This window comes from Microbacterium sp. JAI119 (assembly GCF_013410135.1).
Lineage (GTDB): Bacteria > Actinomycetota > Actinomycetes > Actinomycetales > Microbacteriaceae > Microbacterium > Microbacterium oxydans.
Window position 1 is genome coordinate 341,643 of sequence record NZ_JACCCK010000001.1, and the last position, 26,111, is coordinate 367,753.

At 69.3% G+C, this 26,111-nt stretch carries 28 protein-coding genes; 12 read left to right on the forward strand and 16 right to left on the reverse strand.

All coding sequences use genetic code 11. The features are described 5' to 3' along the window. Window positions 1-18 precede the first annotated feature (18 nt). The 5 genes from HDC31_RS01520 to HDC31_RS01540 are packed head-to-tail and all read right to left on the reverse strand — an operon-like array spanning window position 19 to window position 2,911. On the reverse strand, window positions 19-183 hold the full coding sequence (locus HDC31_RS01520) for a hypothetical protein (protein WP_164734122.1): 165 nt from the start codon (window positions 181-183) through the stop codon (window positions 19-21). Then, window positions 180-758, reverse strand: coding sequence for a YdeI family protein (locus HDC31_RS01525; RefSeq protein WP_179515756.1), 579 nt, complete (start codon window positions 756-758; stop codon window positions 180-182). The genes HDC31_RS01520 and HDC31_RS01525 overlap by 4 nt, the downstream gene beginning before the upstream one ends. Window positions 759-761: 3 nt before the next feature. Continuing rightward, window positions 762-1,583 carry an HAD-IIA family hydrolase gene (locus tag HDC31_RS01530; RefSeq protein WP_046747460.1) on the reverse strand — a complete coding sequence of 274 codons (822 nt, stop codon included), beginning with the start codon at window positions 1,581-1,583 and terminating at the stop codon, window positions 762-764. A gap of 32 nt (window positions 1,584-1,615) precedes the next feature. Next, window positions 1,616-2,245: a metal-dependent transcriptional regulator gene (locus HDC31_RS01535; protein ID WP_046747461.1), complete on the reverse strand. Its 630-nt coding sequence runs from the start codon at window positions 2,243-2,245 to the stop codon at window positions 1,616-1,618. 9 nt (window positions 2,246-2,254) lie between these two features. Then, on the reverse strand, window positions 2,255-2,911 hold the full coding sequence (locus HDC31_RS01540; protein WP_113681522.1) for a TetR/AcrR family transcriptional regulator: 657 nt from the start codon (window positions 2,909-2,911) through the stop codon (window positions 2,255-2,257). Window positions 2,912-2,992: 81 nt separating this feature from the next. Between HDC31_RS01540 and HDC31_RS01545 the strand changes: the two genes are divergently transcribed. Then, entirely contained in the window at window positions 2,993-4,606 is a 1,614-nt protein-coding gene (locus HDC31_RS01545; protein ID WP_179515757.1) for an amidohydrolase, read from the forward strand. Between the two features lie 62 nt (window positions 4,607-4,668). Further along, window positions 4,669-6,114: a Na+/H+ antiporter NhaC family protein gene (locus HDC31_RS01550; RefSeq protein ID WP_046747464.1), complete on the forward strand. Its 1,446-nt coding sequence runs from the start codon at window positions 4,669-4,671 to the stop codon at window positions 6,112-6,114. 15 nt (window positions 6,115-6,129) lie between these two features. Here the strand turns inward: HDC31_RS01550 and HDC31_RS01555 are convergent, their stop codons facing one another. Both HDC31_RS01555 and HDC31_RS01560 read right to left on the reverse strand, forming a co-directional pair. Continuing rightward, on the reverse strand, window positions 6,130-6,429 hold the full coding sequence (locus HDC31_RS01555) for a hypothetical protein (RefSeq protein ID WP_046747465.1): 300 nt from the start codon (window positions 6,427-6,429) through the stop codon (window positions 6,130-6,132). A 19-nt stretch (window positions 6,430-6,448) separates the two neighbouring features. After that, window positions 6,449-7,717, reverse strand: a complete 1,269-nt coding sequence (locus HDC31_RS01560; protein WP_113680367.1) for an Nramp family divalent metal transporter — start codon at window positions 7,715-7,717, stop codon at window positions 6,449-6,451. Window positions 7,718-7,811: 94 nt separating this feature from the next. On the opposite strand from HDC31_RS01560, the gene HDC31_RS01565 reads away from it, so the two are divergent. After that, window positions 7,812-8,450 carry a TrmH family RNA methyltransferase gene (locus tag HDC31_RS01565; protein WP_113680366.1) on the forward strand — a complete coding sequence of 213 codons (639 nt, stop codon included), beginning with the start codon at window positions 7,812-7,814 and terminating at the stop codon, window positions 8,448-8,450. Between the two features lie 19 nt (window positions 8,451-8,469). On the opposite strand, the gene HDC31_RS01570 is transcribed toward HDC31_RS01565, so the two are convergent. Together HDC31_RS01570 and HDC31_RS01575 are read right to left on the reverse strand one after the other, a co-directional pair. Next, window positions 8,470-8,781, reverse strand: a complete 312-nt coding sequence (locus HDC31_RS01570; RefSeq protein ID WP_113680365.1) for a hypothetical protein — start codon at window positions 8,779-8,781, stop codon at window positions 8,470-8,472. A 118-nt stretch (window positions 8,782-8,899) separates the two neighbouring features. Then, window positions 8,900-10,222: an MATE family efflux transporter gene (locus HDC31_RS01575; protein ID WP_058631709.1), complete on the reverse strand. Its 1,323-nt coding sequence runs from the start codon at window positions 10,220-10,222 to the stop codon at window positions 8,900-8,902. Between the two features lie 84 nt (window positions 10,223-10,306). Between HDC31_RS01575 and HDC31_RS01580 the strand changes: the two genes are divergently transcribed. Further along, window positions 10,307-10,876: a DUF1992 domain-containing protein gene (locus HDC31_RS01580; RefSeq protein WP_061017836.1), complete on the forward strand. Its 570-nt coding sequence runs from the start codon at window positions 10,307-10,309 to the stop codon at window positions 10,874-10,876. Between the two features lie 66 nt (window positions 10,877-10,942). Here the strand turns inward: HDC31_RS01580 and HDC31_RS01585 are convergent, their stop codons facing one another. Then, window positions 10,943-11,431 carry a DoxX family membrane protein gene (locus tag HDC31_RS01585; protein WP_113680646.1) on the reverse strand — a complete coding sequence of 163 codons (489 nt, stop codon included), beginning with the start codon at window positions 11,429-11,431 and terminating at the stop codon, window positions 10,943-10,945. After that, a complete protein-coding gene (locus HDC31_RS01590; protein WP_113680645.1) occupies window positions 11,428-11,883 on the reverse strand; it encodes a DM13 domain-containing protein in 456 nt (151 codons plus the stop codon). Before HDC31_RS01590 ends, HDC31_RS01585 begins: the two co-directional genes overlap by 4 nt. 167 nt (window positions 11,884-12,050) lie before the next feature. On the opposite strand from HDC31_RS01590, the gene HDC31_RS01595 reads away from it, so the two are divergent. The 5 genes from HDC31_RS01595 to HDC31_RS01615 all read left to right on the forward strand — a co-directional run bounded on the left by HDC31_RS01595 (window position 12,051) and on the right by HDC31_RS01615 (window position 17,449). Further along, entirely contained in the window at window positions 12,051-12,785 is a 735-nt protein-coding gene (locus HDC31_RS01595; protein WP_058631705.1) for a response regulator transcription factor, read from the forward strand. Beyond that, window positions 12,782-13,936 (forward strand): sensor histidine kinase KdpD, encoded by a 1,155-nt coding sequence (locus tag HDC31_RS01600; RefSeq protein WP_113680644.1) that lies wholly within the window; start codon window positions 12,782-12,784, stop codon window positions 13,934-13,936. Before HDC31_RS01595 ends, HDC31_RS01600 begins: the two co-directional genes overlap by 4 nt. A gap of 10 nt (window positions 13,937-13,946) precedes the next feature. After that, window positions 13,947-15,911: a M13 family metallopeptidase gene (locus tag HDC31_RS01605; protein ID WP_113680643.1), complete on the forward strand. Its 1,965-nt coding sequence runs from the start codon at window positions 13,947-13,949 to the stop codon at window positions 15,909-15,911. Window positions 15,912-16,021: 110 nt separating this feature from the next. After that, window positions 16,022-16,987 (forward strand): serine hydrolase, encoded by a 966-nt coding sequence (locus HDC31_RS01610; RefSeq protein ID WP_046747475.1) that lies wholly within the window; start codon window positions 16,022-16,024, stop codon window positions 16,985-16,987. Between the two features lie 42 nt (window positions 16,988-17,029). Beyond that, complete coding sequence (locus HDC31_RS01615; protein WP_046747476.1) at window positions 17,030-17,449, forward strand: hypothetical protein; 420 nt, start codon at window positions 17,030-17,032, stop codon at window positions 17,447-17,449. 12 nt (window positions 17,450-17,461) lie between these two features. On the opposite strand, the gene HDC31_RS01620 is transcribed toward HDC31_RS01615, so the two are convergent. Further along, window positions 17,462-18,904 (reverse strand): MFS transporter, encoded by a 1,443-nt coding sequence (locus HDC31_RS01620; RefSeq protein WP_179515758.1) that lies wholly within the window; start codon window positions 18,902-18,904, stop codon window positions 17,462-17,464. Between the two features lie 69 nt (window positions 18,905-18,973). Between HDC31_RS01620 and HDC31_RS01625 the strand changes: the two genes are divergently transcribed. Then, window positions 18,974-19,663, forward strand: a complete 690-nt coding sequence (locus tag HDC31_RS01625) for a GNAT family N-acetyltransferase (protein ID WP_046747477.1) — start codon at window positions 18,974-18,976, stop codon at window positions 19,661-19,663. 21 nt (window positions 19,664-19,684) lie between these two features. Here the strand turns inward: HDC31_RS01625 and HDC31_RS01630 are convergent, their stop codons facing one another. Beyond that, window positions 19,685-21,154, reverse strand: coding sequence for a peptide MFS transporter (locus tag HDC31_RS01630; RefSeq protein ID WP_179515759.1), 1,470 nt, complete (start codon window positions 21,152-21,154; stop codon window positions 19,685-19,687). Between the two features lie 116 nt (window positions 21,155-21,270). On the opposite strand from HDC31_RS01630, the gene HDC31_RS01635 reads away from it, so the two are divergent. Further along, on the forward strand, window positions 21,271-22,656 hold the full coding sequence (locus HDC31_RS01635; protein ID WP_046747479.1) for a glycine--tRNA ligase: 1,386 nt from the start codon (window positions 21,271-21,273) through the stop codon (window positions 22,654-22,656). Between the two features lie 119 nt (window positions 22,657-22,775). On the opposite strand, the gene HDC31_RS01640 is transcribed toward HDC31_RS01635, so the two are convergent. Then, window positions 22,776-23,732: a YafY family protein gene (locus tag HDC31_RS01640; RefSeq protein WP_113680642.1), complete on the reverse strand. Its 957-nt coding sequence runs from the start codon at window positions 23,730-23,732 to the stop codon at window positions 22,776-22,778. A gap of 69 nt (window positions 23,733-23,801) precedes the next feature. On the opposite strand from HDC31_RS01640, the gene HDC31_RS01645 reads away from it, so the two are divergent. Next, complete coding sequence (locus HDC31_RS01645) at window positions 23,802-24,950, forward strand: epoxide hydrolase family protein (RefSeq protein ID WP_113680641.1); 1,149 nt, start codon at window positions 23,802-23,804, stop codon at window positions 24,948-24,950. A 142-nt stretch (window positions 24,951-25,092) separates the two neighbouring features. Here the strand turns inward: HDC31_RS01645 and HDC31_RS01650 are convergent, their stop codons facing one another. Together HDC31_RS01650 and HDC31_RS01655 are read right to left on the reverse strand one after the other, a co-directional pair. Then, entirely contained in the window at window positions 25,093-25,518 is a 426-nt protein-coding gene (locus tag HDC31_RS01650) for a DUF1801 domain-containing protein (protein WP_061017816.1), read from the reverse strand. Next, window positions 25,515-26,087 carry an HhH-GPD-type base excision DNA repair protein gene (locus HDC31_RS01655; RefSeq protein WP_058631694.1) on the reverse strand — a complete coding sequence of 191 codons (573 nt, stop codon included), beginning with the start codon at window positions 26,085-26,087 and terminating at the stop codon, window positions 25,515-25,517. Before HDC31_RS01655 ends, HDC31_RS01650 begins: the two co-directional genes overlap by 4 nt. Window positions 26,088-26,111: the final 24 nt, after the last annotated feature.

The following is a 26,111-nucleotide window of genomic DNA, read 5'->3' on the forward strand; positions in this document are numbered from 1 at the left end:
TCGTCGACGACCGCAGGTTCAGCGCTTGCGGTCGTCGTCGTCCCAGGGGCCTTCCCACCAGCCGGCGCGGTCGTCGTCGCCGGGGCCGCGCCGACGGGAGCGGACGAACTGCACGATGAAGACCGTCAGCGTCGACAGCAGGATCACGAACATCACGAGGAACAGCAGGTCGCTCTGGTTCATGGGCGTCTCCCTTCCGCAGCGTCCGCCACGATCTTGGCGATGCGCACCGCCCGGGTCTCCGGTCTCTTGGCCATCGCGATGTGGGTGAGTCCGAACTTCTTCACCGACTTCGGGAATGCGTCCCAGTTCGCGCGCGCGACGGGCAGAGCATCGAGCGCGGTGGTGAGTTCGTCCGGCTCGATACCCGCCTCCGGTCCGTCGAGCACGGTCCACGAGCCGTTCGCCTTCGCCATCTCCAGCGCTCGGATGCCGGCGGGTGCGAGCATTCCTGCCGCTTCCAGTTCGGCGATGCGCGCCTTGTTGGTGGCCGCCCACCCGCTGCCGGGACGCCGCGGCGAGAACCACTGCCCGTTGGCGCGGTCGTCCGTCCCGTCGCCGAACACGCGCACGGGGCCGTCGATCCATCCGAAGCAGAGCGCCTGACGGACGGCATCCTCGTAGCCGACGCCGTCCGACGCCCCGCGCACGCTCAGCAGCCAGACCCCCGCCGTGCGCTCGTGATTCTCCTCGAGCCAGGCGCGCCACGCCGCCGCATCAGCGGCCCGGAACCGTTCCCCCTCGTCCAGCGCGCCCACGGGCTACTTCTTCGTCTTGCCCGGCTTCACCGTCGTGATCGTCTCGGTGATCCGCGGCAGCAGGTCGGCCACCGACTGCACGATCTCGTCGGGGCGGAACGGGTACTTCTCGATCTCGGCCTGGTCGCTGATCCCGGTGAGCACCAGCACGGTGTGCAGGCCCGCCTCGATGCCGGCGACGACGTCGGTGTCCATGCGGTCGCCGATCATGCCCGTTCGCTTCGAGTGCGCGCCGATCTTGTTCAGCGCCGAGCGGAACATCATGGGGTTCGGCTTGCCGACGACGTAGGGCTCCTTGCCCGTGGCCTTCGTGATGAGGGCGGCGATGGCTCCGGTGGCCGGCAGTGGACCGTCGGTGCTCGGGCCCGTGGCGTCGGGGTTCGTCACGATGAAGCGTGCGCCGCCGATGATGAGCCGGATCGCCTTCGTGATCGCCTCGAAGGAGTAGTTGCGCGTCTCGCCGACCACCACGAAGTCCGGGTTCGTCTCGGTCATGATGAAGCCGGCGTCGTGCAGGGCGGTGAGGATGCCGGCCTCGCCGATCACGAAGGCCGAGCCGCCGGGGAGCTGCTGCTTCAGGAAGTCGGCTGTCGCGAGCGCCGAGGTCCAGATGCGCTCCTCCGGCACATGCAGGCCGCTGATGCGCAGGCGTGCGGACAGGTCGCGTGCGGTGAAGATCGAGTTGTTGGTGAGCACCAGGTACGGGATGCCGGCGCTCTCCCATCCGGCGAGCAGTTCGGATGCTCCGGGGATGGCGTCGTTCTCATGGACGAGCACGCCGTCCATGTCGGTGAGCCAGCATTCGATGTCGTCACGTTTTGCCATGTGCACAGCCTAGGGGCCGCACCTTTCCGGCGTCAGGCCGTGAGCCAGATCGCGTCGGCGGCGTGCGCGACCTCGGCCTCCGCGCCGCCGACGGAGAAGCCGCCGTCGGTCACCTCGACCTCGACGCCCACGGCGATCCCGGCAGCTTCGACGGCGCGGAGCACCTCGGGGTCCTGGTCGCTCACCCGCAGCACGCGGCCGACGTGTCCGACAGGGGCATCGGCGAGCAGCACGAACGGAGCGCGTTCGATGCGGCCCTCGGCGTCCGGGATCGCGTCGCCGTGCGGGTCGAAGCGGGGGCGTCCCAGGCGCGCATCGATGCCCTCCAGCAGCCGGTCGCTGATGGTGTGCTCGAGCACCTCGGCCTCGTCGTGCACCTCGTCCCAGCCGTAGTCGAACTCCTGCACCAGCCAGGTCTCGACCAGGCGGTGCCGGCGCACCATGGCCAGCGCGCGCTTCGTCCCTGCTTCGGTCAATCGCACCGCTCCGTAGGGCACGTGCGAGACGAGTCCGGCGGCGGCGAGCTTCTTCACCATCTCGGTGACCGACGATGGCGCGATGCCGAGCTTCGCGGCCAGCACCGAGGGGGTGATCGGTGCGTCCTGCCACTCGGTATGCGCGTAGACGGTCTTCAGATAGTCGTCAGCTGCAGGGGATGCCACCCGCCCAGCCTACGTGGTGCTCTCGCGCGCCCATGCGGTGAGTCCGTGGATGAGCGCCCGCACCCCGATCTCGAACGTGCGGCGGGCGGGGTCGGTGCTGAGCCGGGCCCTGGCGGCCTCGGCCTCGGCGAAGGTCGGGAACTGCGGGGCGAGCTCTCCCGGTGCCATGTTGTCGGCGGGGGCGAGGGCGTCCAGCGCGGAGCCGATGATGAACGACTCCAGTGCCACGATGGCGTCCACGATGGTCTCGGTGGGCCACTCGTCGTGCGCGAGCAGGCGTGCGATCTGGTCGTAGTCGGCGAACGAGCCTTCGTCGGCATCGATCGGCGAGGTGGCGAGCATCACCATGGCCTCCGGTGCGGCGATCGCGGCGTCGCGGTAGCTGTGCGCCCAGGTGAGCAGTGCGTCCTCGACGGGCAGCTCGTGGAGGACGGGGGAGACGAGCGCACGGCTGACCTGCCCGCGCATGGCCCGGATCACGGCGTCCCGGTTGGCGAAGTGGTGATAGAGCGCGGAGGTGCGCACGCCGAGCGATTCCGCGAGTGCGGTCATGGTGAACTGTCGCGGCGTGCGCTGGGCGCTCAGCCGGAACGCGGCCTTGAGGATGCGCTCCTCGGTGAGCACCTGGGTCGACGGCCGCCCGACGCTGCGCGGAGATTTCGTCATCGTGCTCGATTCTGCTCAGGTGTCTGGTATTTTATTGAAACTCTTTCAATACTGAACTCTTCAACGGACGAAGGCGCAGTCATGACCGGTTTCGACGCCGACACCATTGTCACCGACGCACGCGTGGTGACGATGGACCCGCGCCGCCCGTTCGCCACAGCCTTCGCCGTGCGCGAAGGGCGCTTCCTCGCGGTCGGGGACGATGCGCTGGTCCGAGAGCTGCGCGGACCTCGCACCCGCGTACGCGATCTCGGTGGAGCGGCCGTCACGCCTGGCCTCATCGACGCGCACCTGCATCCGATCCAGGGGATCGAGCTGACGGCGGGCATCGACCTCGGGGGTCTGACCACCGGGGCGGCGCTGCTCGCCGCCCTTCGCGTCGAGGCCGACCGCGCGCTCGCCGAAGATGCGGACCCGTGGGTGCGCGGCTGGAATCTCGACTACGACGTGTTCCACGACCTGCCGATGACCGCCGCCGCGATCGAGGACGCGGTGCGCGGACTCCCGGCGCTGCTCATCGTGTTCGACGGGCACACCGCTCTCGCCAGCCGCGCCGGCCTGGCCCGGGCGGGCATCACCGGCGCACGCGCGTTCGAGGATTCGTCGTGCGTGGTCGTCGATGCCGACGGCCACCCCACAGGGGAGCTGCGCGAACTCGGCGCCTACGAGCCGGTACGTCTGAGCGCGCCCGCCCGGACCCGTGAGCAGACCCTTGCCATCGGGCACGACCTGCTGCGCGGACTGCGCGACTCCGGACTCACCGGCGGCACGATCATGGACGGCGGCTTCGCCACGCTCGATCTGCTCGATGCTCTGGAGCAGGGTCCGGGTCTTCCCATCCGCATCGTCTCGGCGATCGACCACGAGCCCGGCTTCGACGAGGAACGGACGATCGAGAACCTGCGGATGCGGGACCGACGCGGCGAGCGCTGGCGGGGCGGATCGGTCAAGCTCTACGCCGACGGCGTGGTCGAGACGGGGACCGCCTGGCTGCACGCGCCCGATTCCGCCGGCGAGGGACTGGAGCCGTTCTGGAAGGACGTGGCCGCGTACGGCCGCACCGTGCGCCGATACACCGAGGCCGGGTTCCAGGTCGCGACGCACGCGATCGGCGACCGGGCGGTGGGCGAGGTCGTCGACGCGTACCTCGCGGCCGGCGTACGCAGCGCTTCCGGCGCCCCGCATCGTATCGAGCACCTCGAGACGACGACCGACCGCGATGTCGCTCGCATCGCCGCCGCCGGGATCACCGCCTCGATGCAGCCCCTGCACATGCAGTGGCGCAAGGCGGACGGCTCGGACGACTGGTCCCACCGGCTCGGACCCGAGCGTGCCGCGCGCGCGTGGCGGGTGCGCGACTACTGGGACGCGGGAGCCCCTCTCGCCCTCGGGTCGGACTGGCCCATCGCGCAGAACGATGCTCGTATCGGCCTCGCATGGTCGATGCTGCGCCGACGGCCCGGTGACCCTGATGCGCCCGTGTTCGAGCCCGACCAGGTGCTCTCCCCGTACCAGGCGCTGCACGGCTACACCGTGGGCGCCGCCCTGGCTCAGGGAGATGCCGACCTCGGCCGCATCGCCCCCGGGTTCAAGGCCGACTACGCCGTGTGGGCGGAGAACCCGCTGCACGTCTCCCCGGACGACCTCCCCGACCTTCCCGTACAGGGGACGGTCGTCGGCGGCGTCGAGCCCTGACCCCGGCTCGCCGCCCCCTCGCGCCCGCATCCTCCACACTCCTCCACACTGAGGTGACCCCCATGCCCGAATTCGGCGCTCTCGCGCTCCTGCCCATCGTGGTGATCCTGATCGTCGCGGTCGCCACCAGACGCACCCTGTTCGCCCTCTTCTGCGGCACCGTCGCCGGGGCGCTGATCCTCGGCGGCTGGGGCGGCTTCGACGTCTGGGTCGAGTACACCGGCACAGCCCTCTCCAACGAGACGGCGCAGTGGCTGCTGCTGATCGTCGCGCTGTTCGGCATGCTGATGATGCTGTTCGAGAAGTCGGGCATCGTCACCGATTTCGCCGACTGGGCCGAGCGGTTCGTCACCTCCCGGCGCAAGTCGCTGGTGCTGACCTTCCTGCTCTCGATCGTGCTGTTCGTCGACGACTACCTCAACGTGCTCACCACCGGCACATCGATGAAGCGGGTCACCGACCGCTACCGGGTTCCGCGCACCCAGCTCGGCGCGATCATGAAGATGACGGCCGCGCCGATCGCCGTCCTCATCCCCGTCTCGACGTGGGCTCTGTTCTTCTCCGGGCTCTTCGAGGCGCAGGGGGTGACCGTCGGCGGCACCGGCTTCGGGGCGTACCTGCAGGCGATCCCGTTCATCTTCTTCGGCTGGGCAGCCCTGGCCGTCGCCCTCCTGATGAGCGTCGGCTGGCTGCCGAGGTTCGGCGCGATCAAGCGCGATGCGATCCGTGCCGAGCGCGATGGCGACGTCTTCCCGGTCGGCACGACCGACGAGGAGCGCAGGGCCGAGGGGGCGGCTCTCCTCGCCGAGCTGAAGGCGGACGACCCGGACGGCTCGACCGCGCAGCGGGTGGCGACAGCCCTCGCGACGTCGACCGAGACCGGGAGAAAGCCGCAGCCGTGGGGATTCCTGATCGCCATGGCCGTGCTCGTCGGAGTGACGATCGCGACGAACGCCAACGTGGTCGCCGGCACCGCCGCGTCTCTCGCGGTGACGATCGTGATCGTGCTCGTGCAGCGCCGACTCCGCATCCGCGGGGTGCTGGACGCCGCGCTCGAGGGCATCGAGAGCATGCTGTTCGTGATGGTGCTCACCGTGCTCGCGTTCATGGTGCAGGAGATGAACATCACCCTGCAGCTGGCGGAGTTCGTGATCCAGGTCACCGAGCCCGTGCTCACTCCGGCCCTGCTGCCGGCGATCGTGTTCGCGGTGTGCGGCGTCTACGCCTACGCGACGGGATCGTTCTGGGACCTGGCCGCCGTCATCACCCCGGTCGTCCTCCCTCTCGCGATCGCGCTCGGAGCGGATCCGATCCTCGCGGGTGCCGCCGTGTTCTCCGGTGCGGCGCTCGGCAGCACCACGTGCCTGTACGGCGACGGCATCATCCTCGCGTCGCGGTCGATCGGCATCAAGCCGATCAATCTGATGCTCGCGATCCTGCCCTACGCGGGGATCGCGGCCGGATTGTCGTTCGTGCTCTACCTGGTGACGGGATTCGTCACGGCGTAGTGCCGTCAGCGCGGGTCAGTTCGCGACGGCGACCAGGATGCCGAACGCGGCCTGACCCGCGAAGAAAACGACGAGGAACCCGAGGAGCGCGGCGGCCAGAGACAGGCGGCCGTCGAAGTCCTCGATGTCGGCCATGCCGATCTTGCGTGCCCGGAACGCCAGCACGAGCGTGGCGATTCCGAGGGCGAGCTGCACCCACGGGCTCGCGAGGTCGATGACCTTCGGGAAAGCGATCAGCACGGCGCCGATCACGCCCGTCGCGAAGCCGGTCCAGGTGAGGATGCGGACGTTGCGGCGGGCGTTCTCGGCAGACATGTGTCGAGCCTATCCGGGCTCAGGCGCCCGTCAGCACCAGCCAGAGCAGGGCGCCGTTGAGCGCGATCAGGAGCACGGAGGCGATCACACCTGCCGCCGTCGTCCAGCGGCTGTTCACCCAGGAGCCGAGGGTGCGTCGCTGCGCGGTCAGGGCGACCAGGGGGATCAGTGCGAACGGGATCCCGAACGACAGCACCACCTGGCTGAGGACCAGCGCGAGCGTCGGGTCGAAGCCGATGCCGAGGATCACGAGCGCCGGGATCAACGTGACCAGTCGACGGGCGAGCAGGGGGATGCGCACATGCAGCAGGCCGTGCATGATCTCCGCCCCGGCGTAGGCGCCCACCGAGGTCGACGCCAGCCCTGAGGCGAGCAGACCCACGGCGAAGAAGGTCGCCACGACCGGCCCGAGTCCGGCAGCGAGCGCGGCGTGCGCGCCCTCCAGGGAGTCGGTGCCCTCGACTCCCGCGAGGTTCGCGGCGGCGAGCAACAGGATGCACAGGTTCACGGAGCCGGCGACCACCATGGCGATCGACACGTCCCAGCGGGTGGCCGTGAGCAGGCGGCGGATGCGCGACGCCTCGGTGCGCACGGCCTCGTCGCCGATGTGGTCGGTCGCGGCGCCGAAGCGGTCGCGGGCCAGGGAGGAGTGTGCGTAGATCGCATGCGGCATGATCGTCGCGCCGAGGATGGAGGCGGCGAGCAGGACCGAGCCGGTGTCTTCGAACCGGGGCACCATGCCGCCGATGACGCCCGCCGGGTCGGGGGGCGCGACGAACACGCCTGCGACGAAGCCGATCGTGATGATCGCCATGAGCGCGATGATGACGAACTCGAACGGACGGGCACCGCGACGGCTCTGCACCGTGAGCAGGATCATCGAGACCGCGCCGGTGATGAGGCCGCCGAGCAGCAGCGGCACGTCGAACAGCAGGTTGAGGGCGACCGCGCCTCCGATGACCTCGGCCAGGTCGGTCGCCATCGCGACCAGCTCCGCCTGCAGCCAGTATGCACGGCGGGCCCAGGGGCGCGTGAGCCGTGAGCCCAGCAGCTCCGGGAGGCTCTGCCCGGTGACGACCCCGAGCTTGGCCGACAGGTACTGGATCAGCCAGGCCATCACGTTGCCCGCGACCACGACCCACACCAGCAGGTAGCCGTACTGCGCCCCCGCGGTCATGTTGCTGGCGACGTTGCCGGGGTCCAGGTAAGCGACGCCCGCGACGAGGGCCGGCCCGAGCAGCCACAGACTGCGCGGAGCCCTGGCCGGGGGAACGGTCGGGTTCGTCATCGGAGCGGAAGCATTTTTAGGCACACCGAAACCGTAGCGTATTTTTCGGTGGACCTAAATATCCCCGGACGTGTGGCGGCGCTAGCCTGGCGGGATGGATGACGCGAGCACAGGATCGATCGCCCAACCCGGGTACGGCGTGGGCCCGTGGCCCGGAGGCGAGACGGCCTGGCCGGAGGGCGAGCAGTACGACCCTGAGCTCCTGGCGGCGGGGGACACCCGCAACGTGATCGACCGCTACCGCTACTGGCGGATGGAGGCGATCGTCGCCGACCTCGACACCCGGCGGCATCCGTTCCACGTCGCGATCGAGAACTGGCAGCACGACATGAACATCGGGTCGATCGTGCGCAGCGCCAATGCTTTCCTCGCCGACACCGTGCACATCATCGGTCGCCGCCGCTGGAACAAGCGCGGTGCGATGGTCACCGACCGCTACCAGCACGTCGTGCACCACGAAGACGTCGAGACGTTCGCCGCCTGGGCTGCGGCCGAAGGAGTCCCGATCATCGCGGTCGACAACGTCGAGGGAGCGGTACCCGTCGACAAGGCCGATCTGCCGCAGCGCTGCGTGCTGCTGTTCGGGCAGGAGGGTCCCGGCCTCTCGGCCGAGGCGCTCGCCGCTGCGTCCGCCCACATCGAGATCACCCAGTACGGATCCACGCGCTCGATCAACGCCAGCGCCGCGGCCGCCGTGATCATGTACGAGTGGTGCCGGAGACACGCGGCCTGAACCCGGCTCGTGTGATCGGTCAGCCGCGGTCGATGCCGAAGATGTGGCGATAGATCGCGCTCACGTCGCGATCGAGATGATCCATGCGCTCATGCACCGCCCGGATCTCCGTGCGCACGCCGGCGAACTCGCTGCCCGTCTCGGTGCGCACGCTCGCGAACTCGCTCCGGAACTCGGTGCGCACGCTCGCGAACTCGTTCCGCATCTCCGTGCGCACGCCATCGAACCCGTTCTGCATCGTGCGCAGGAACATCGTCGAGATCAGTGTGATCGTGCCGAACATCCCCGCGGCGAAGACGCCGATCAGAGTCCATACCTGTGGCTCCGTCATCCCCAACATCCCTTCAGTGTCCCTCGATCCTCGTCGAGGGCGCCAGGGGTCGGAGACGTAGTATTCCGCGGATTCCGGGCGTTGTGGAGAAGTCGTGATCGCCGGGTTCGGTGCAGTGTCAGGCTGTGGCGGAGAGCCAGCGCCCCGAGCGCACCCGCCAACCCAGAGTCCCGAGTCGCGCGAGCAGGTACACGCCGAAGAAGGCGACCGCGAGCCAGACGAGTCCCGCAGTGCCGTCGACCCCCGTCGCCGTGACGATCCACAGGGCGGGGAGGAACGGCACGAGGTTCAGGCCGCCGGCGATCGCGAGGTATCGGGCGTCGTTCGCGCCCATGAGCACCCCGTCGAGCACGAAGACCACACCGGCGATCGGCTGGGCGACGGCGAGCACGAGCAGCGCCGGTTGCACGAGGGAGGCGATCTCCGCTGATCCGGTGAAGACGATGCCGAGCACCCCCGACAGCGCGGCGATCAGCGCGCCGACGATCACGCCGAACCATGCGCCCCAAGCGACGGTGCGGGCCAGCACACGGTGCACCTGCTGCTCGTCTCCGGCTCCGAGTTCCTTGCCGATGAGCGCTTGCGCTGCGATCGCGAGGGCGTCGAGCGCGAACGCGGCGGCCGAGAAGATCGTGAAGACGATCTGCCATCCGGCCAGCTCGTCCGTGCCGATTCCGGTGGCGACGCCCACGGTCGCGAGCAGTGCGACGCGCAGGCTCACGGTGCGCAGGAACAGCCAGCCGCCCGATGTCGCGGTGCTGCGAAGACCCGCGCCCTGTGCGCGCAGCGAGGCGCTGTGCCGGGTGGCGAGACGACGGACGACCAGCACGTAGGCGGCGACCATCCCCCATTGCGCGGTCACGGTGCCGGCGGCGGAGCCCGCGATGCCCCAGCCGAGTCCGTAGATGAAGAGCCAGTTGAGCAGGGCGTTCGCGCCGAACCCGAGGCCCGCGATCCACAGCGGCGTCATGGTGTCCTGCATTCCGCGCAGGAGTCCGGTCGCGGCGAACACGATGAGCATGGCGGGAAGACCCCACATCGAGATCACGAGGTACTCGTTCGCCTGGGCGGCCACGGCTTCGCTGGCACCGAACAGCGAGACCAGCCACGGCGAGGAGACCGCTCCGATGACCGCGAGCACGGCGCCGAGCCCGAGGGCCAGCCACATGCCGTTGACTCCCACCGAGACGGCCTCTCCCGGCTGCCCCGCTCCGAAGCGCCGGGCGACGGCCGGCGTCGTGGAGTAGGCGAGGAAGACCATGAGTCCCACGATCGTCTGGAGCACGGCTCCTGCGATGCCGAGCCCGGCGAGCGGTGTGGTCCCGAGGTGCCCGACGAGCGCGGCATCCACGATCAGGAACGCGGGCTCCGCGATCAGCGCGCCGAGAGCGGGGATAGCCAGCCTCAGGATCTCTCGGTTGAGGGAGGCGCGCGCGGTCATCCTCCGAGCCTATGACCTGGCGCCGACCTCGCCCGCTGCCATGGACGTAGGGTGAAGGAGACCCGGATGTCACGGAGGTGCATCATGACGGACCCCAGAGACGCGGCGGCGCGGTACCTCGCACGCAGGAGCGAGCGTGCGGACGCCGACGGGAGCGCGGACGGCGACGCGAGCGAGGAGTCGGGGGCCGCACCGGGTTTCGCCGCTGCCGTCGATCCTGCGGCGTTCATCGAGACGGCGATCCAGGTGGCGATCCGTCGCGGAGAGTTCGACGATCTCCCCGGCGCGGGCAAGCCTCTCGAAGGGCTCGGGACCCACCACGATCCCGACTGGTGGATCCGCCGCAAGATCCAGACCGAGAACCTGACCGGCCTCGGGCCGCCCGCGATCCTGCTGCGCACCGAGGACAGGGAGTTGGACGACCAGCTCGACCTGCTCGGGCGCGAGTCCGATGTGCGCGACGTGCTGGAGGACTTCAACCGTCGCGTGCGGGAGGCGCGTCGCCAGCTTCAGGGCGGTCCGCCGGTCGTGACACCCCTCCGTGACGTGGATCACGAGGTGGCCGCCTGGGCCGAGCGCCGTGCCGCACGCCCGGCCCCCGCCCCTGCCGAGCAGCCGCGTCGCCGACGCTTCCGCGCGCGACGACGCGACTGACCCGGACGCCCGCCCCTCCGCGACGCGATCCGGTCCCCTCTCGGCAGGTTCAGCCCTCCCGTCGCTTCAGCCCTCCCACAGGCCTGAAGCCGTCTCGGTGCCTTGTGCGCGACGCGCACGAAGCCATCCATCCACTCCGAGCCGTGCAGCGGCCGGGACGAGGAGCACGACGGCGGAGAGCATGACCATCGCCGGATACTGGGCGATCAGCTGATCGGCGCTCCAGTAGAGCATCAGTGTTCCGATCGACAGGAAGGCGGTGATCCTGGTCAGCAGGCCCGCGACCAGCAGCACGCCGAGGGCGACCTCGAGGGCGGGCATCACCACGCCGAACAGCTCGGGCGCCGTCCCCATGAACGACCCGAGCGGGGCGAAGAACCACGGCACCCGAGGGTTCCCCTCCGTGCTCTGTGCCACCAGCTCGATGTCGGCCGCCCCGAACCCCGCGCGGTACTTGAGGATGCCCTCGATCAGCCAGAGCACCCCGACCGCCACCCTGGCCCCGCCGCCGAGCAGCGAGAGGACCAGGGCGCGTGCCGGCCGCGCTCCGCTCATGAGAGCTCGGCTGCCCCGAACACGGCCTTCGCCTTGTCGCAGTGGATCACGACGTAGGAGTACTCGGACGTGTCGATGCCGTCGAGGGCGAAGGTCTGCGTCGTGGTGTCGAACGAGACCGCATCGACGAGCATGCCGGCGGAGACCGCGGCCTCGTCGGTGCCGTTCGTGAGGTAGACGTGCAGGTCGGGTCCCTCGTCGGAGGAGAACCCGGACAGGGCGATCTCGTCGTCGGACACGGTCACGGTGCCCGAAACCTTCTTCTCGTTCAGACCCATGAAAGTGCCGGTCTTCTCGGACATCTTCATCTCGGTCGTCGACGTGCCGGGATCCGCGCTCTGCGACGCCGACGACGAGGGCTTGGTGTCCTCGGTGGTGGCGGGGGAGCTGCACGCCGCGAGGGCGAGAGCGAGGGTGACGGCCGCGGTGGCGGCGAAGGCGGTCTTGCGCATGAGGTTCTCCTGTTCACGGTGTGTGCGACTGTGTGTCCGGAGCGACGGAGGCCGCGGCGGATCGCACTTCGAAGAACGCTACGAACGCGCGGAGGGCGATGGGGGAGACCTTTCAGAACCGTAAGGAACCGCCCGACGGCGCTGAGCCCGCGACTAGTGTCGACCCCATGCAGCAGGAGACCCCCAGGGGGCAGGAGGCACCCGGGCAGCAGACGACCGAGGTGGTGGTCGTCGAGGACGACCCCACCGTCAGAGCGGCCGTCGGCGCGTACCTGCGGGCCAACGGCTACGAGGTGTCGAGTTTCGGAGACGGTGTCTCGGCGCGCACAGCCCTGCGCGAGAGGACGCCGGACGTGGTGATCGTCGACCGCATGCTGCCGGGGATCAGCGGGGACGAGCTCTGCCGCGACCTGCGCTCGTTCTCCGATGTGCCGATCATGATGCTGACCGCTCTCGGGCAGGTGGACGACCGCATCGAAGGGTTCGAGTTCGGCGTCGACGACTACCTTGCCAAGCCCTTCTCGCTGCGGGAGCTGTCGATGCGCGTCGGCGCCCTGGTCCGCCGCGCGCAGGCCGTCCAGGCCGCGGCGGGCGAGGTGCGCGCCGGAGTGTTCGCGATCGATCCGCTGCGTCGCCGTGTCTGGGTGCGTGGCGAGGAGATCGCCCTCACCGGCCGGGAGTACGATCTGCTGCTCTTCCTCGCGCGCAACGAGGGGCGAGCACTCGGGCGGGAGGAGATCCTGCGCGAGGCGTGGGGGTGGAGCTTCGGCGAGGCATCGACCGTCACGGTGCATGTGCGCCGGCTCCGGGAGAAGATCGAACAGGATCCGCGCGACCCCGTCCACCTGCGCACGGAGTGGGGCGTCGGCTACCGGTTCTCGACCGACGGGGACCGATCATGATCGTGCTCGCCGCACCCGATGTGCTGCTGATCGTGCTGACGTGCCTGCTGGCGGCCGTGGTCGTCGCGGCGCTCACCCTCGCCCTGTTGCGAAAGCTCCGGCGCCGGTCGGTCCGTGCGCAGCTCATGCTGGTCGCCAGCGCAGGGGTCGTCACGATGGCGGCTTCGGTCGTCGCGATCGCGGTGGAGATGTACATCTCCACACACGACCTCACGGTGCTGCTCGCCGTGATCGGGGTGTCCCTCGTCCTGGGGCTGGCGACCGCCTGGGTCGCGGCGAGAGCGATGAGGGCGTCGTTCGACCGTTTCTCGGCATCGCTCGAGGAGATGGGCCGCGGCGGAGTGATCGTCGCGGGAGCCGGCGGATCCCGCGAACTGGACGGCCTGTCGATGCAGCTGGCCGAGGTCTCGGCGAAGGTGGATGCCGCCAACGCCGAGCTGGAGCGTCTCGATTCGGCCCGGCGGCGCTTCTTCGCCTGGATCTCTCACGACCTCCGCACTCCCCTGACGGCGGTGCGCGCGCTCGCCGAGTCGATCGAGGACGGGGCTGCCGACGCACCGGAGCGCTTCGCCGGGCAGGTGCGGGCGCAGGTGGAGACGATGAGCCGCATGGTCGACGAGCTGTTCGAGCTGTCGAAGCTGACATCCGGCGCCGTGCAGCTGCAGACGCAGCAGGTCGAGCTGCTCGATGTGGTCTCCGACGCGGTCGCCGACGTCGCGGTCGCGGCTGCCGCACACGACGTGCGCATCGTCGAGCGCGGGGTGGGTGGGCACGTGCTCTGGGCCGATCCGCATCAGCTCGGGCGCATCATCGTCAATCTGCTGACGAACGCGATCCGGCACGCGCCACGCGGCACGGAGGTCGTCATCTCCGCCACCGAGGCGGACCGGAACAGACTCGTGCTCGGCATCCTCGATCACGGAGCCGGAGTGGCGGTGGAAGACCTCGACCGCATGTTCGACGTGGGCTGGCGCGAGGACGCCGCCCGCACCTCGGCCGGCGATCAGGGCGGTGTCGCTTCCGGAGCGGGGCTCGGACTGTCGATCGCCCGCGGCCTCGCCCGTGCCCACGGCGGCGAGGTGTTCGCCGAGCGCACCGACGAGGGATTCCGCATGAACGTGCTCCTGCCGTTCGGGGGAGGCGGGTCATAGGCTGGAGCGCATGACTGACGTTCTTCCCGTGGGCCTCGCCCTTGATGAGTTCAGCTCCGACATCCGCCCCCAGGACGACCTGTATCGCCACGTGAACGGCGCCTGGCTCGCCCGTACCGAGATCCCGGGCGACAAGGCGCGCTGGGGCTCGTTCCACCTTCTCGCCGAGCAGGCGGAGAAGGATGTGCGCGCCATCATCGAGGAGTCGCAGGACGCCGCGGAAGGCACGCTCGCCCGCAAGATCGGCGACCTGTTCGCGAGCTTCATGGACACCGAGCGCATCGATGCCGCCGGTGTCGCCCCGCTCGCCGAGACGCTCGCCGAGATCGATGCGATCGCCGACGTTCCGACGTTCCTGCGCACGGTGGGCGCCTACGACCGCGACGGCCGCGCCTCGATCATCGGTCTCTACGTCGACGGCGACCCCGGCAACCCCGAGCGCTACCTCCCCGTGCTCGTGCAGGCGGGTCTGTCGCTTCCCGACGAGAGCTACTTCCGGCTCGACACCTTCGCCGACACGAGGACCGCGTACCGCGCGCACCTCGAGCGTCTGCTGACCCTGGCCGGCGTGGGCGATGCCGCGGCGAACGCCGACCGCGCGATCGCTCTCGAGACCGAGTTGGCGGGCCACCACTGGGACAACGTGCGCAGCCGTGACGCCGTGGCGACGTACAACCTCAAGACCTGGGACGAGCTGCAGGCACTCGCGGGCGTCGACCTGGCTCCGTGGCGCGAGGCGGTCTCGCCGTCGAACCCCACCGCTTTCGACGAGGTCGTCGTCGCGCAGCCCAGCTTCTTCGAGGGGCTCGGTTCGCTGCTGACCCCCGAGCGGCTGGACGACTGGAAGGCCTGGCTGCGGGCGAAGGCCGTGCACGCCGCCGCCCCGTACCTGACCGACGACCTCGTGCAGGAGAACTTCTCGTTCTACGGCACCGAGCTCACCGGAGTGCCGACGATCCGGGAGCGCTGGAAGCGTGGGGTCTCGCTCACCGAGGGGGCGCTCGGCGAGGCCATCGGCAAGGTCTACGTCGAGCGGCACTACCCGCCGACGGCGAAGGCCGCCATGGACGAGCTGGTCGCGAACCTGATCGAGGCGTATCGGCGGAGCATCACCGACCTCGAGTGGATGACGGCCGAGACCCGCGAGCGCGCGCTCGCCAAGCTCGACTCGTTCACCCCGAAGATCGGGCATCCCGAGGTGTGGCGCGACTACTCCAGCCTCGAGATCGACAGGGGAGACCTGTTCGGCAACGTGCGCCGGGCGTCGATCTTCGAGCACGACCGCAACGTCGACAAGGTGGGCAAGCCCATCGATCGCGACGAGTGGCACATGCCGCCGCAGATGGTCAACGCGTACTACAACCCGTCGATGAACGAGATCGTCTTCCCCGCGGCCATCCTGCAGTACCCGTTCTTCGACGCAGGGCGTGACGCCGCGGCGAACTACGGCGGCATCGGCGCGGTCATCGGTCACGAGATCGGGCATGGCTTCGACGACCAGGGCAGCCGCTACGACGGCGATGGACGCCTGCAGGACTGGTGGACCGATGCCGACCGCTCGGCGTTCGAGGAGCGCACCAAGGCGCTCATCGCGCAGTACGACGCGCTCGTCCCGGAGGGCCTCGACGCCGAGCACCACGTGAACGGCGCGCTCACCATCGGCGAGAACATCGGCGACCTCGGCGGTCTCGGCATCGCGTTGAAAGCATACGAGCTGTCGCTGGACGGCCAGGAGGCCCCGGTCATCGACGGGTACACGGGGGTGCAGCGCCTGCTGCTGTCATGGGCGCAGGTGTGGCAGCAGAAGAGCCGTGACGCCGAGACGCTGCGCCTGCTCACGATCGACCCGCACTCGCCCAACGAGTTCCGCTGCAACCAGATCGTGCGCAACATCGACGCCTTCTACGAGGCGTTCGGCGTGACCGAGTCCGACGCGCTGTGGTTGCCTGCGCCGTCGCGTGTGACCATCTGGTGACAGATCGTCGCACTCTGTGAATCATCCCCCGGCGGTGGGGTTACGATAGCCCTGCCGCCGGGGATCGCCTTCCCGCGGTATCCCGCACATCCACCCCCCTAAGGATCAGCGTGGGCGCTCTCGAGCCTGGTGAAGGCTTCCGCAACTCCTCGGCCCCCGAGTCTCTCGACGGTGCCCAGGAGGCCTCGGGTGCTGGGCGCCGTTCGCAGCGCACCAGCCGCCGGCTTCCGCGCCGCGCGGCGGCGGGACGACGCTCGTTCACGGCCACGCTCCGTGCGCTGGAGGGGCTGGTCGATTCCGGAGCGCAGGTCTCGGTGCACGTGGTCGACCTCGACAACCATGTGCATGTGCTGGCCGGCGACGACCACGTGACGATGCCGATCGCCGGTCTCGGCGTGGTGCCGCTTTTGATCGAGGTCGCTGCGGGCTTCCAGAGCGGTGCTCTCGATCCGTTCGAGATCGTCGAGCGCGAGAGTGTCGACGCCGTGGAGACCTCGGGGCTGTGGCGGCATCTGCACGCGCCGGCGCTGCCCCTGGAAGACCTCGCGGTGATGGCGGCGACCGCGGGCGATCCGATCGCGGTGAACGCCCTGCTGCAGCGGGTGGGGCATGATCGCGTGCGTGAGCGCATCGAGTCCCTCGGACTGCGCCGCACGGCTCTGCTCGATCGCTTCCGCGACCGCCGCGGCCCCGACGACGCCCCGCAGGTGGCCGTGGGGTCGGCGCGCGAGCTCGCCGGGCTGTTCTCCGCCCTCGTGAACTCGCAGGTGGTCGATGTCGCCGTCAGCGCACAGGTGTCCGAGTGGCTCAGCCTCAACCAGGATCTGAGTCTGGTCGCGGCCTCCACCGGCCTCGACCCTTTCGCACATGATCACGATGCGCACGGCCTGCTGTTCGTGAACAAGACCGGCAGGGATCGCGGAGTGAGGGCTGAAGCCGGCGTGCTGGCCGGGCCCCGAGCCGGTGTCGCGTACTCGCTCATCGTGTGCTTCGACGACCTCTCGATCACCCACCGTCTGCGCGCGCACGACGCCTTCCGCGTGCTCGGCGTCGAACTCATGGAGTACACGCACTGACGTCGACGCGGGCGAGCTCACCCGCACCGCTAGCATCGGGGGATGCCTCGATCTGACTGGACCCCGCATCGTCGCGACGACGGCGAGCTGCTCGGGTGGATCCATCCCGAGGGTGAGGGCTGGGTGGCGGTCGACGTGCTCGGACGCCCCGCGTCGGTTCCCACCGAATGGCTCGACGCCGAAGCGGCACTCGAGGAGCACGGCATCGCCTGGCTCGCCGACCCCTGGATGCTCGAGGGCGAGGCGCTGTCGGACGGCGAGGCCGACCGTCCGCTCCGGGTGCGCATCCTCGAGGTGACCCCCGACGAAGACGGTTCGCCCGGTCGAATCGTCGTGAAGATCGACGACTTCGGCGACATGACGCGTCCGGCTGCTGCGCAGTTCGTCCTGGCATGGCCGATCCCGGACCGCCTCCGCCCGCCGCGCGCCGACGACCCCGACCCCCGCACGATCGCCGGCTGACGCCGACGCGTCTCAGCCCGGCAGCGAGGGGCGCTGCTCGGAGCTCCGCTGCTTCGGGATGAACAGCGACAGCACCACCGCGATGATGCCGGCGGCGATGGCGAGCCAGAAGCACACCTCGAAGGCAGCGCGTGTCGGGACGGCGACTCCGCCGACGTCGACGCTCATCGCGGCGAGGACACCGCCCATCACCGCCGAGGCGCTGGATGTGCCGACCGATCGGAACAGGGCGTTCAGTCCGTTGGAGGCTCCGGTCTCGTTCGCCGGGACCGAGCGCATGATGATCATCGGCATGGCCGCGAACGTGAACCCGATGCCCACTCCGATGAAGATGTTGGCCACGAAGATGTGCCACACCTCGGAAGACCACAGCAGCACGAAGACATAGGCGAGCACGATCGCGCCGGCACCGACCGTGAACAGCGGACGCGGTCCGACGGTGCGCTCGAGCCAGCCGGAGAGGGGCGAGATGACCATCATCACGAGACCGGCCGGCATGATCACGAGGGAGGCGGCGAGCATGTCGAGACCGAACCCCGCACCGCCGATCGTCGGCATCTCGAGCAGCTGTGGGAACGTGACGTTCGAGGCGAAGAGCGCGAAACCCATCCCGATCGCGGCGATGTTCGTGAACAGCACCGCGGGGCGGGCGGCGACACGCAGGTCGAGCAGCGGATCCTTCGTGCGCAGCTGATACCAGCCCCACACCAGCAGCACCACGAGTCCGCCGATGATGCAGGTGAGCGTCAGGGGAGACGTCCATCCCCATTGCGCACCCCGCGAGACGAAGAGCAGGATGCCCGTGAGGCCGATCGCGAGTCCGATGGCTCCGATCACGTCGAGCCGCCCGGGAGAGCGCAGCACATCTTCGGGGATCACCGCCAGCACCAGGGCGAGGCCGACGACACCGAGTGCCGCGGCGAGCCAGAAGAGCATGTGCCAGTCGGCGTTCTGGGCGAGGAGTGCAGCCACGGGCATCCCGATCGCGCCGCCGACGCCCATCGTGGCGCTCATGAGGGCGACCGCGGTGCCCAGCCGTTCGGGAGGGAGCACGTCGCGCATGATCGCGATGCCGAGTGGGACGACGCCGGTCACCGCACCCTGCAGCGCGCGGCCGATGATCACGCCGACGATCGAGCCGGAGACGGCGGCGATCATGGACCCGAGGATCAGGATCGCGAGCAGGGCGATCACGACTCGACGCTTGCCGTACATGTCGCCGAGCCGGCCGGAGATCGGAGTGGCGACCGCGGCGACGAGCAGCGTGATCGTCACGACCCAGGTGGTGTCCTCGCGGGAGGCGTTCAGCAGCTGGGGCAGCTCGGCCTGCAACGGCACGACCAGCGTGAACATGAACGACGAGCAGAGCCCCGCGAAGGCGAGGACCGCGACGATCGCCCAACGGGGAGGAGTGCGGGAGAGACGCTTCCTCGCTCTGTCATCGCTCGCACCCACCGGCTCAGGCTATCGCCGAATCCTCGTGCCGGATTCCTCGAACGGGCCGAGGAGGGGCAGACTGGGTGCGTGCGAACCATCCGTGATCTCGACACCGTTGAACTCATCCTCGACGCCCAGGGCCTGCTCGACTCCATCAGGGGTCCGCAGCGCGTGGTGGATGCCGGAACCCTGCGCGCCCTGCAGCAGTCGGGCAACTACGTCGTCGGCTTCTTCGACGGCGAGGGCGAAGACGAGCGCATGGTCGGCGCGTCCATCGCCTTCTTCGGCGAGCCGGCCCGACGTGCGATGCACTCCCACATCACCGCCCTGCTGCCCGAGTACCGCGGGCGTGGCTGGGGCCGCGAGCTCAAGGAGCATCAGCGACAGTGGGCGTTCTCCCGCGACGTCGGCCGCATCACGTGGGTGTTCGATCCGCTGGTGGCGCGCAACGCGCACTTCTTCTTCACGGTGCTGGGCGCCCGTGCCACCGGATACTCGGTCAACCGCTACGGCATCTTCGGCGGCGGTGACGCGGGCGACGAGAGCGACCGACTCGACGTCGAATGGGCACTCGCCGACATCGCCAAGCCCCCGGCCGACGACGCGGTCGTGGAGACCCTCCAGATCCCGGCCGACATCGAGGCGCTGCGCGTCTCCGATCCTGCGGCCGCCCACGAGTGGCGCCTGCGCCTGCGTGCGCAGATGGAGGGCCTGCTCGGCAGCGGCCTCCGGATCGCCGGGTACGACACCGAACGCGGCTACCTCTTCACGGCGTGATGCGGGATGCGCGGGGGATGCTCAGCGCACCCCGCGCATCAGCTTCAGCACGGGCTTCACGCTGAGCAGCAGTCCGATGCCGACGACGATCGCGATGCCGCCGAGGATCGAGAAGAACGGCACCTCGTCGTCGGGGTTGTAGAACCGCACGAGCTCGCCTGAGATCGCCGTGCCGAGCGCGATCGACAGGAAGAACAGCGCGACCATCTGGGTGCGGAAGACGGTCGGTGCGAGCTTGGTGGCCGCCGACAGACCGACAGGGGAGATGAGCAGCTCCGCCACGGTGAACACGAAGAGGATCCCGACGATCGCGAGCAGCGGTGTGGAGTTCTCCCCGCCACCGGCGAACGGCAGGAAGAGCAGGAACGCCGACCCCATGATGATCGCCGCCAGGGCGAACTTGACCGGCGTCGAGGGCTGACGCTTCCCCAGACGGGTCCAGATCGCCGCGAAGACGCCCGACAGGATGATGATGAAGACCGGGTTGATCGACTGCACCCACGACACGGGCATCTCCCAGCCGAACAGGTTCCGGTCCAGGCGCTGGTCGGAGTAGATCGTCAGCACCGTGAACTGCTGCTGGTACAGCGACCAGAACGCGACGCTGGTGATGAAGAGCGGCAGGAAGGCCCACACGCGCGAGCGTTCGGTGGCGTCGATCCGACGGCTGCCGAGGATCACCGAGAAGTAGGCGACGGCGGCGATGATCGTGACGCCGATCACGAGGGCGGCCAGGTTGTCCGGGCGGATCACCCCGGTCAGCACCAGGACGGCGATGACCACCACCGCGGCCCCGGCGATGACTCCGACCAGGAGGTACCGGGACTTCGGGAGCGGATTCGGCACCTCACGCGCCGAGGCGGGGAGGGACTTGCGGCCGAACGAGTACTGGATGAGTCCCAGCGTCATGCCGATGGCCGCGAGGCCGAAGCCGCAGTGGAAGCCCAGCGACGACTGCAGGATGCCGGTGAGGATCGGGCCCAGGAACGCGCCGAGGTTGATCCCGAGATAGAAGAGCGAGAAGCCCGCGTCGCGTCGAGGATCGTCTTCGCTGTAGAGAGTGCCGACGACGGACGACGCATTCGCCTTGAGTCCACCGGATCCGACGGCCACGAGCACGAGACCGACGCCCACACCGACCGCGCCGGGGAGCAGCGCGAGGGCGAGGTGTCCCGCGACGATGACCATCGCGCTGACGAACAGCACCCGCTCGGCGCCGAAGAGGCGATCCGCGAGCCAGGCTCCCAGGATCGTCGACAGGTAGACCGATCCTCCATAGGCGCCAACGATGCCGCCGGCGACCGCCTTGGGGATGCCGAGGCCGCCCTCGGTCACCTCGAAGTACAGGTAGATGAGCAGGATGCCCTGCATGCCGTAGAAGCTGAAGCGCTCCCACATCTCGACGCCGAAGATGTGCACCAGTGCCCACGGCTGCCCGAAGAAGCGGGTGTCGTCGTCGCGGGTCCGCGGTGTTCGCGCTGCAGTGCTCATCCCCAGGACGCTACTCCGGCGCGGCCGCGGAGGCCAGGGAGCGCGCGGGAACGACGGATAGAATGGGATGCCCGTGTTCGCGGGTTCTCCTCCCGCATCCGACCATTGGAGCCACCATGGCCGAACAGTCCCGCCTCGACAAGGTCATCGCCCTCGCCCGCCACCGCGGGTTCGTGTTCCAAGCGGGTGAGATCTACGGCGGTTCCCGGTCGGCCTGGGACTACGGCCCCCTGGGCACGGAGCTCAAGGAGAACATCCGCCGCCAGTGGTGGCAGACCTTCGTGCGGGGTCGCGGCGACATGGTGGGCCTGGACTCCAGCATCATCCTCCCCAAGCGCGTGTGGGAGGCGTCGGGCCATGTCGCGACCTTCACCGACCCGCTGGTCGAGTGCCTGCAGTGCCACAAGCGCTTCCGTGCCGACAACCTCATCGAGGACTTCGAGGCGCGCAAGGGCCGCAAGGCCGAGAACGGTCTGGCCGACATCCCCTGCCCGAACTGCGGCACCAAGGGGCAGTACACCGAGCCGAAGGCCTTCTCCGGTCTGGTGAAGACGTATCTCGGCGTGGTCGACGACGAGTCCGGCCTCTACTACCTGCGCCCCGAGACCGCGCAGGGCATCTTCGTGAACTTCTCGAACGTGCTCACCGCGAGCCGCAAGAAGCCTCCGTTCGGCATCGGCCAGGTCGGCAAGGCCTTCCGCAACGAGATCACTCCCGGCAACTTCATCTTCCGCACGCGCGAGTTCGAGCAGATGGAGATCGAGTTCTTCACGCCGCCGGCTGAGGCCCAGGAGTGGTTCGAGCACTGGGTCGAGGCCTGCTGGAACTGGTTCATCGACCTCGGCATCGATCCGGAGAACATGCGTCAGTTCGACGTGCCGGAAGACGACCGCGCGCACTACTCGGCCGGCACGATCGACGTCGAGTACAAGTTCGGCTTCGCGGGCAAGGAGTGGGGCGAGCTCATGGGCGTCGCCAACCGCACCGACTACGACCTCTCCAGCCACAGCGAGGCATCCGGCCAGAGCCTGACGTACTTCGACCAGGCGACGGGCGAGCGCTACACCCCGTACGTGATCGAGCCGTCGTTCGGCCTCACCCGCGCGATGATGGCCTTCCTGGTCGACGCCTACGTGGAGGAGCAGGTGCCCAACGCCAAGGGCGGTACCGACGTGCGCACCGTGCTCAAGCTCGACCCGCGTCTCGCACCGGTCAAGGCCGCGGTGCTGCCGCTGTCGCGCAACGAGAAGCTGTCGCCGCTCGCCCGCGAGGTCGCCGACACCCTCCGCAGCTCGTGGGCCGTCGACTTCGACGACGCGGGTGCCATCGGCCGCCGCTACCGTCGCCAGGACGAGATCGGCACCCCGTTCTGCGTCACGGTCGACTTCGACTCTCTCGACGACCGTGCGGTCACCGTGCGCGACCGCGACACCATGGCGCAGGAGCGCGTCTCGATCGACGAGCTGCACGCCTACCTCGCGGAGCGTCTGCGCGGCGCCTGAGCGCTCTCACCTCTCTCTCTCGCTCGCCCTTCGCCGAGACCCATCCCCACCGCCGAGACCCATCGTGATCGGAGCACGTAGGAGTGGGTCTCGAAGGGGAGGGTGGGTTTCGATCCCCGTCATGATCCCCGCACGGCGCGCGCGTAGCGCTCGGAGAGGAGCTGCAGGCGGGGGAGCAGCTCGGGCGGACTCTCGACCGTGAAATCCATCATCAGCATCCCGATGTAGGCGGCGATGGTGTCGAGGCTGTCGGCACCGGTGACGAGGATGCAGTGCTCGTCGTCGACGGGTTCGACCACCCCGACCGCGGCGTGGATGCGGTCGAGCACGGCCTCCGCCGGCGCGTCGATGCGCAGTCGGGCGTGCACGATCCACCCGCTCACCGCGATGGTCCGCATCGCGAAGGCCGTGTAGTCGCCACCCGGGAGCGGTCGCGCGTCGAAGCGGCGGTGCGTCGGCATCCGCAGGTGCATCCAGTCGACCCGGTACGTTCCCCACTCGTCGGCGTCGGGGTCGCGTGCTACGAGGTACCAGCGCCGCACCCAGGTGAGCAGCCGATACGGCTCGACCAGCCGGGGAGCCCCCTCGTAGTCGAAGCGCAGCCACTCCTGGTCGCGGATGGCGCGCGCGATGGCCTGCAGCGACGCGGCGTCGACTTCGGGGTCGGGCGCGTCGGTGTCGTTGTTCTCCGGGGCGCGGTCGACGCTGGAGCGGAGCGCGTCGACGGTGGGGCGCAGGTGCGACGGCAGCACCTGCTCCAGCTTGGCGAGCGCTCTCGCCCCCGACTCTTCGACCCCCGCGATGCCGGCGGCGGCGCGGAGTCCGACCGTGACCGCCACGGCCTCCTCATCGTCGAGGAGGAGCGGAGGGAGGGTGCCGCCCGCCCCGAGACGATATCCGCCGACGGATCCGCGCGTGGCATCGACGGGATACCCGAGTTCGCGCAGTCTCTCGATGTCGTGCCGCACGGTGCGCGAGGAGACACCGAGTCGGACGGCGAGGTCGGTGCCGGAACGCCCGGGGCCGGTCTGCAACAGGGCCAGCAGCGCGAGCAGTCGAGCGGTCGGATCGGCCATCGGAACTCCTCGAAAAGTCGTGCATCCATTAGGAACGAATCCAACCTAATGCCCTTCTACCTTCGAGATATGGAAAACACGACGCTCACCTTCCGTCCCTTCACCGTCTCGGTCTCCGCTGCCGAGGTCGCCGATCTTCAGGATCGCCTCGCCCGCACCCGCCTTCCGCAGCCCTCGCCGACGGACGACTGGGATGCGGGCACCCCCAACTCCTACCTGCGTGAAGCCGTCGCCGCCTGGCGCGACTTCGACTGGGCAGCCGCTCAGGAGCGGATCAACGCCGTCCCGCACTTCACCACCGAGATCGACGGCCAGACGATCCATTTCCTCCACGTGCGTTCGGCTCACGAAGGTGCGATCCCGCTGCTGCTCGCCCACACCTACCCCGGCTCCTCGATCGACTACCTCGACCTGATCGATCGGCTGGTCGATCCCGTGGCGCACGGCGGTCGAGCCGAAGAGGCGTTCGACCTCGTGATCCCGGATGCACCGGGCTACGGGTTCTCTCAGCCTCTGGCGTCCGCGGGGTGGACGACGGCGCGGGTCGCGGAGGCGTACGACCGCCTCATGCGCGGTCTCGGTTACGAGAGCTACGGCATCCACGGTTCCGACAACGGCGCCATGGTGGCTCGAGAGCTGGGCCTTCGGGAGCCCGCGGGCTTCCTCGGACTGCACGTGCTGCAGCTGTTCTCGTTCCCCTCGGGTGACCCTGCAGAGTTCGAGAAGCTCGAGCCTGCGGACTACGCCGGCCTGGAGCACATGCAGTGGTTCCAGTCCGTCGGCGGCTACAACGCGATGAACTCGTCGCGTCCGCAGACAGTCTCGGTCGGGATCAGCGATTCCCCGGTGGGGCTGCTGGCCTACAGCGAGCTGTTCAACTCGTTCGGCAACGGTACCTCCCTGGTGCCGCTGGAGAAGATCCTGCTCGAAGTCAGCGTGAACTGGTTCGCGAACGCGGCATCGGGCATGAGCCGCAGCTACCTCGAGAACGCCAGGGCGGATGCCGCTGCCGAGGGTGCAGAGCCGCAGATCAACGCCGCGCGCACCGGGGTCGCGGTGTTCGCTGACGACTTCCAGACGATCCGGGTCTTCGCCGAGCGCGACAACTCGAACATCGTGCACTGGAGCCGCTTCGACGAGGGCGGGCACTTCGCCGCCCTGGAGCGCCCCGACCTGCTGGCCAGCGACATCCGCGCGTTCTTCGCCCCGCAGCACTGACTCCTGTCACGTCGGGCCAGACCCACGCTCCTCGCCGAGACCCATCCGCGCAAACGCTGTTGCGGATGGGTCTCGGCGCGCAGCATGGGTCTCGAACCTCGAACCTCGCGAGCATGCTCGTGGCGCGACTCTTCGCCCGGACTCAGCCCGTGACCGTGAGGCGCACGCCCTCGCTGCCGCCGGCCTCGACCCAGGCCAGCGAGCGCTCCAGGATGCCGCGCAGCACGTCCAGATCGACCTGCTCCAGGTCTTTGATGTACAGGCAGCCGACACCGGTCGTGTGGGGGCCGAGTTCCGCCAGAGCTTCGGTGTGCGCGTCCACTCCGTCGAACAGGTAGATCGTCGTCGCGGCCTTGCGCGGGGCGAAGCCGAGCAGCCCGCTGTCGCCCTCCGTGCCGGTGGGGTAGCGGTAGTGGCAGGAGCCGAATCCGATGATGGTGCCCCAGGTCTGCGGCTCGCGACCGGTGATCTCCTGCATGAGCGCGGTCAGCGTCTCGGCGTCCCTGCGGCGCACTGCGGGGGAGGAGCGGGCGATGAGCCCGGCTACGTCATCCCCCGTCGGCTTCACTTCGTGGCCTTCGCCGCCGCCTTCATGGCCTTCTTGTGCTCGCGCACCTTGGCGAGGGAGTCGGGCGAGACGATGTCGGCCACGCTGCGGTACGACCCGTCCTCGCCGTAAGGGGCTGATGCCTCGCGCCAGCCCTCGCCGGTGAAGCCGTACTGCTTGCCGAGGAGGGCGAGGAAGATCTTGGCCTTCTGCTCTCCGAACCCGGGGAGTGCCTTGAGCCGCTTGAGCACCTCGGGTCCCGACGGGTCGCCCTGGGTCCACAGCGCGGACGCGTCGCCGCCCCAGTCGTCGACCAGGGTCTGGCACAGCGTCTGAACGCGCGTCGCCATCGACCCGGGGAACCGGTGTACGGCGGGGGTCTGCTTGAAGGCCTCGAGGAACTCGTCCGGCGCCATGCCGGCAATGGTGGCGGCATCAGCCGCTCCGGTGCGCTGCTCGATCTTGAGCGGACCGGCGAACGCGGTCTCCATCGGCACCTGCTGGTCGAGCAGCATCCCCACCAGCAGAGCCAGCGGGTTGTCGGTCAGCAGCTCGTCGGCGGCGGTGTCTCCGGTGATGTGAAGGGCCATGCCTCCAGTCTGCCACCGCGTGGG

Coding starts and splice junctions, on each gene's coding strand:
- HDC31_RS01520 (WP_164734122.1), bottom strand. CDS start 183: ATGAACCAGAGCGACCTGCTGTTCCTCGTGATGTTCGTGATCCTGCTG.
- HDC31_RS01530 (WP_046747460.1), bottom strand. CDS start 1,583: ATGGCAAAACGTGACGACATCGAATGCTGGCTCACCGACATGGACGGC.
- HDC31_RS01540 (WP_113681522.1), bottom strand. CDS start 2,911: ATGACGAAATCTCCGCGCAGCGTCGGGCGGCCGTCGACCCAGGTGCTC.
- HDC31_RS01545 (WP_179515757.1), top strand. CDS start 2,993: ATGACCGGTTTCGACGCCGACACCATTGTCACCGACGCACGCGTGGTG.
- HDC31_RS01550 (WP_046747464.1), top strand. CDS start 4,669: ATGCCCGAATTCGGCGCTCTCGCGCTCCTGCCCATCGTGGTGATCCTG.
- HDC31_RS01555 (WP_046747465.1), bottom strand. CDS start 6,429: ATGTCTGCCGAGAACGCCCGCCGCAACGTCCGCATCCTCACCTGGACC.
- HDC31_RS01560 (WP_113680367.1), bottom strand. CDS start 7,717: ATGACGAACCCGACCGTTCCCCCGGCCAGGGCTCCGCGCAGTCTGTGG.
- HDC31_RS01565 (WP_113680366.1), top strand. CDS start 7,812: ATGGATGACGCGAGCACAGGATCGATCGCCCAACCCGGGTACGGCGTG.
- HDC31_RS01570 (WP_113680365.1), bottom strand. CDS start 8,781: ATGACGGAGCCACAGGTATGGACTCTGATCGGCGTCTTCGCCGCGGGG.
- HDC31_RS01575 (WP_058631709.1), bottom strand. CDS start 10,222: ATGACCGCGCGCGCCTCCCTCAACCGAGAGATCCTGAGGCTGGCTATC.
- HDC31_RS01580 (WP_061017836.1), top strand. CDS start 10,307: ATGACGGACCCCAGAGACGCGGCGGCGCGGTACCTCGCACGCAGGAGC.
- HDC31_RS01585 (WP_113680646.1), bottom strand. CDS start 11,431: ATGAGCGGAGCGCGGCCGGCACGCGCCCTGGTCCTCTCGCTGCTCGGC.
- HDC31_RS01590 (WP_113680645.1), bottom strand. CDS start 11,883: ATGCGCAAGACCGCCTTCGCCGCCACCGCGGCCGTCACCCTCGCTCTC.
- HDC31_RS01595 (WP_058631705.1), top strand. CDS start 12,051: ATGCAGCAGGAGACCCCCAGGGGGCAGGAGGCACCCGGGCAGCAGACG.
- HDC31_RS01600 (WP_113680644.1), top strand. CDS start 12,782: ATGATCGTGCTCGCCGCACCCGATGTGCTGCTGATCGTGCTGACGTGC.
- HDC31_RS01605 (WP_113680643.1), top strand. CDS start 13,947: ATGACTGACGTTCTTCCCGTGGGCCTCGCCCTTGATGAGTTCAGCTCC.
- HDC31_RS01615 (WP_046747476.1), top strand. CDS start 17,030: ATGCCTCGATCTGACTGGACCCCGCATCGTCGCGACGACGGCGAGCTG.
- HDC31_RS01630 (WP_179515759.1), bottom strand. CDS start 21,154: ATGAGCACTGCAGCGCGAACACCGCGGACCCGCGACGACGACACCCGC.
- HDC31_RS01635 (WP_046747479.1), top strand. CDS start 21,271: ATGGCCGAACAGTCCCGCCTCGACAAGGTCATCGCCCTCGCCCGCCAC.
- HDC31_RS01640 (WP_113680642.1), bottom strand. CDS start 23,732: ATGGCCGATCCGACCGCTCGACTGCTCGCGCTGCTGGCCCTGTTGCAG.
- HDC31_RS01645 (WP_113680641.1), top strand. CDS start 23,802: ATGGAAAACACGACGCTCACCTTCCGTCCCTTCACCGTCTCGGTCTCC.
- HDC31_RS01655 (WP_058631694.1), bottom strand. CDS start 26,087: ATGGCCCTTCACATCACCGGAGACACCGCCGCCGACGAGCTGCTGACC.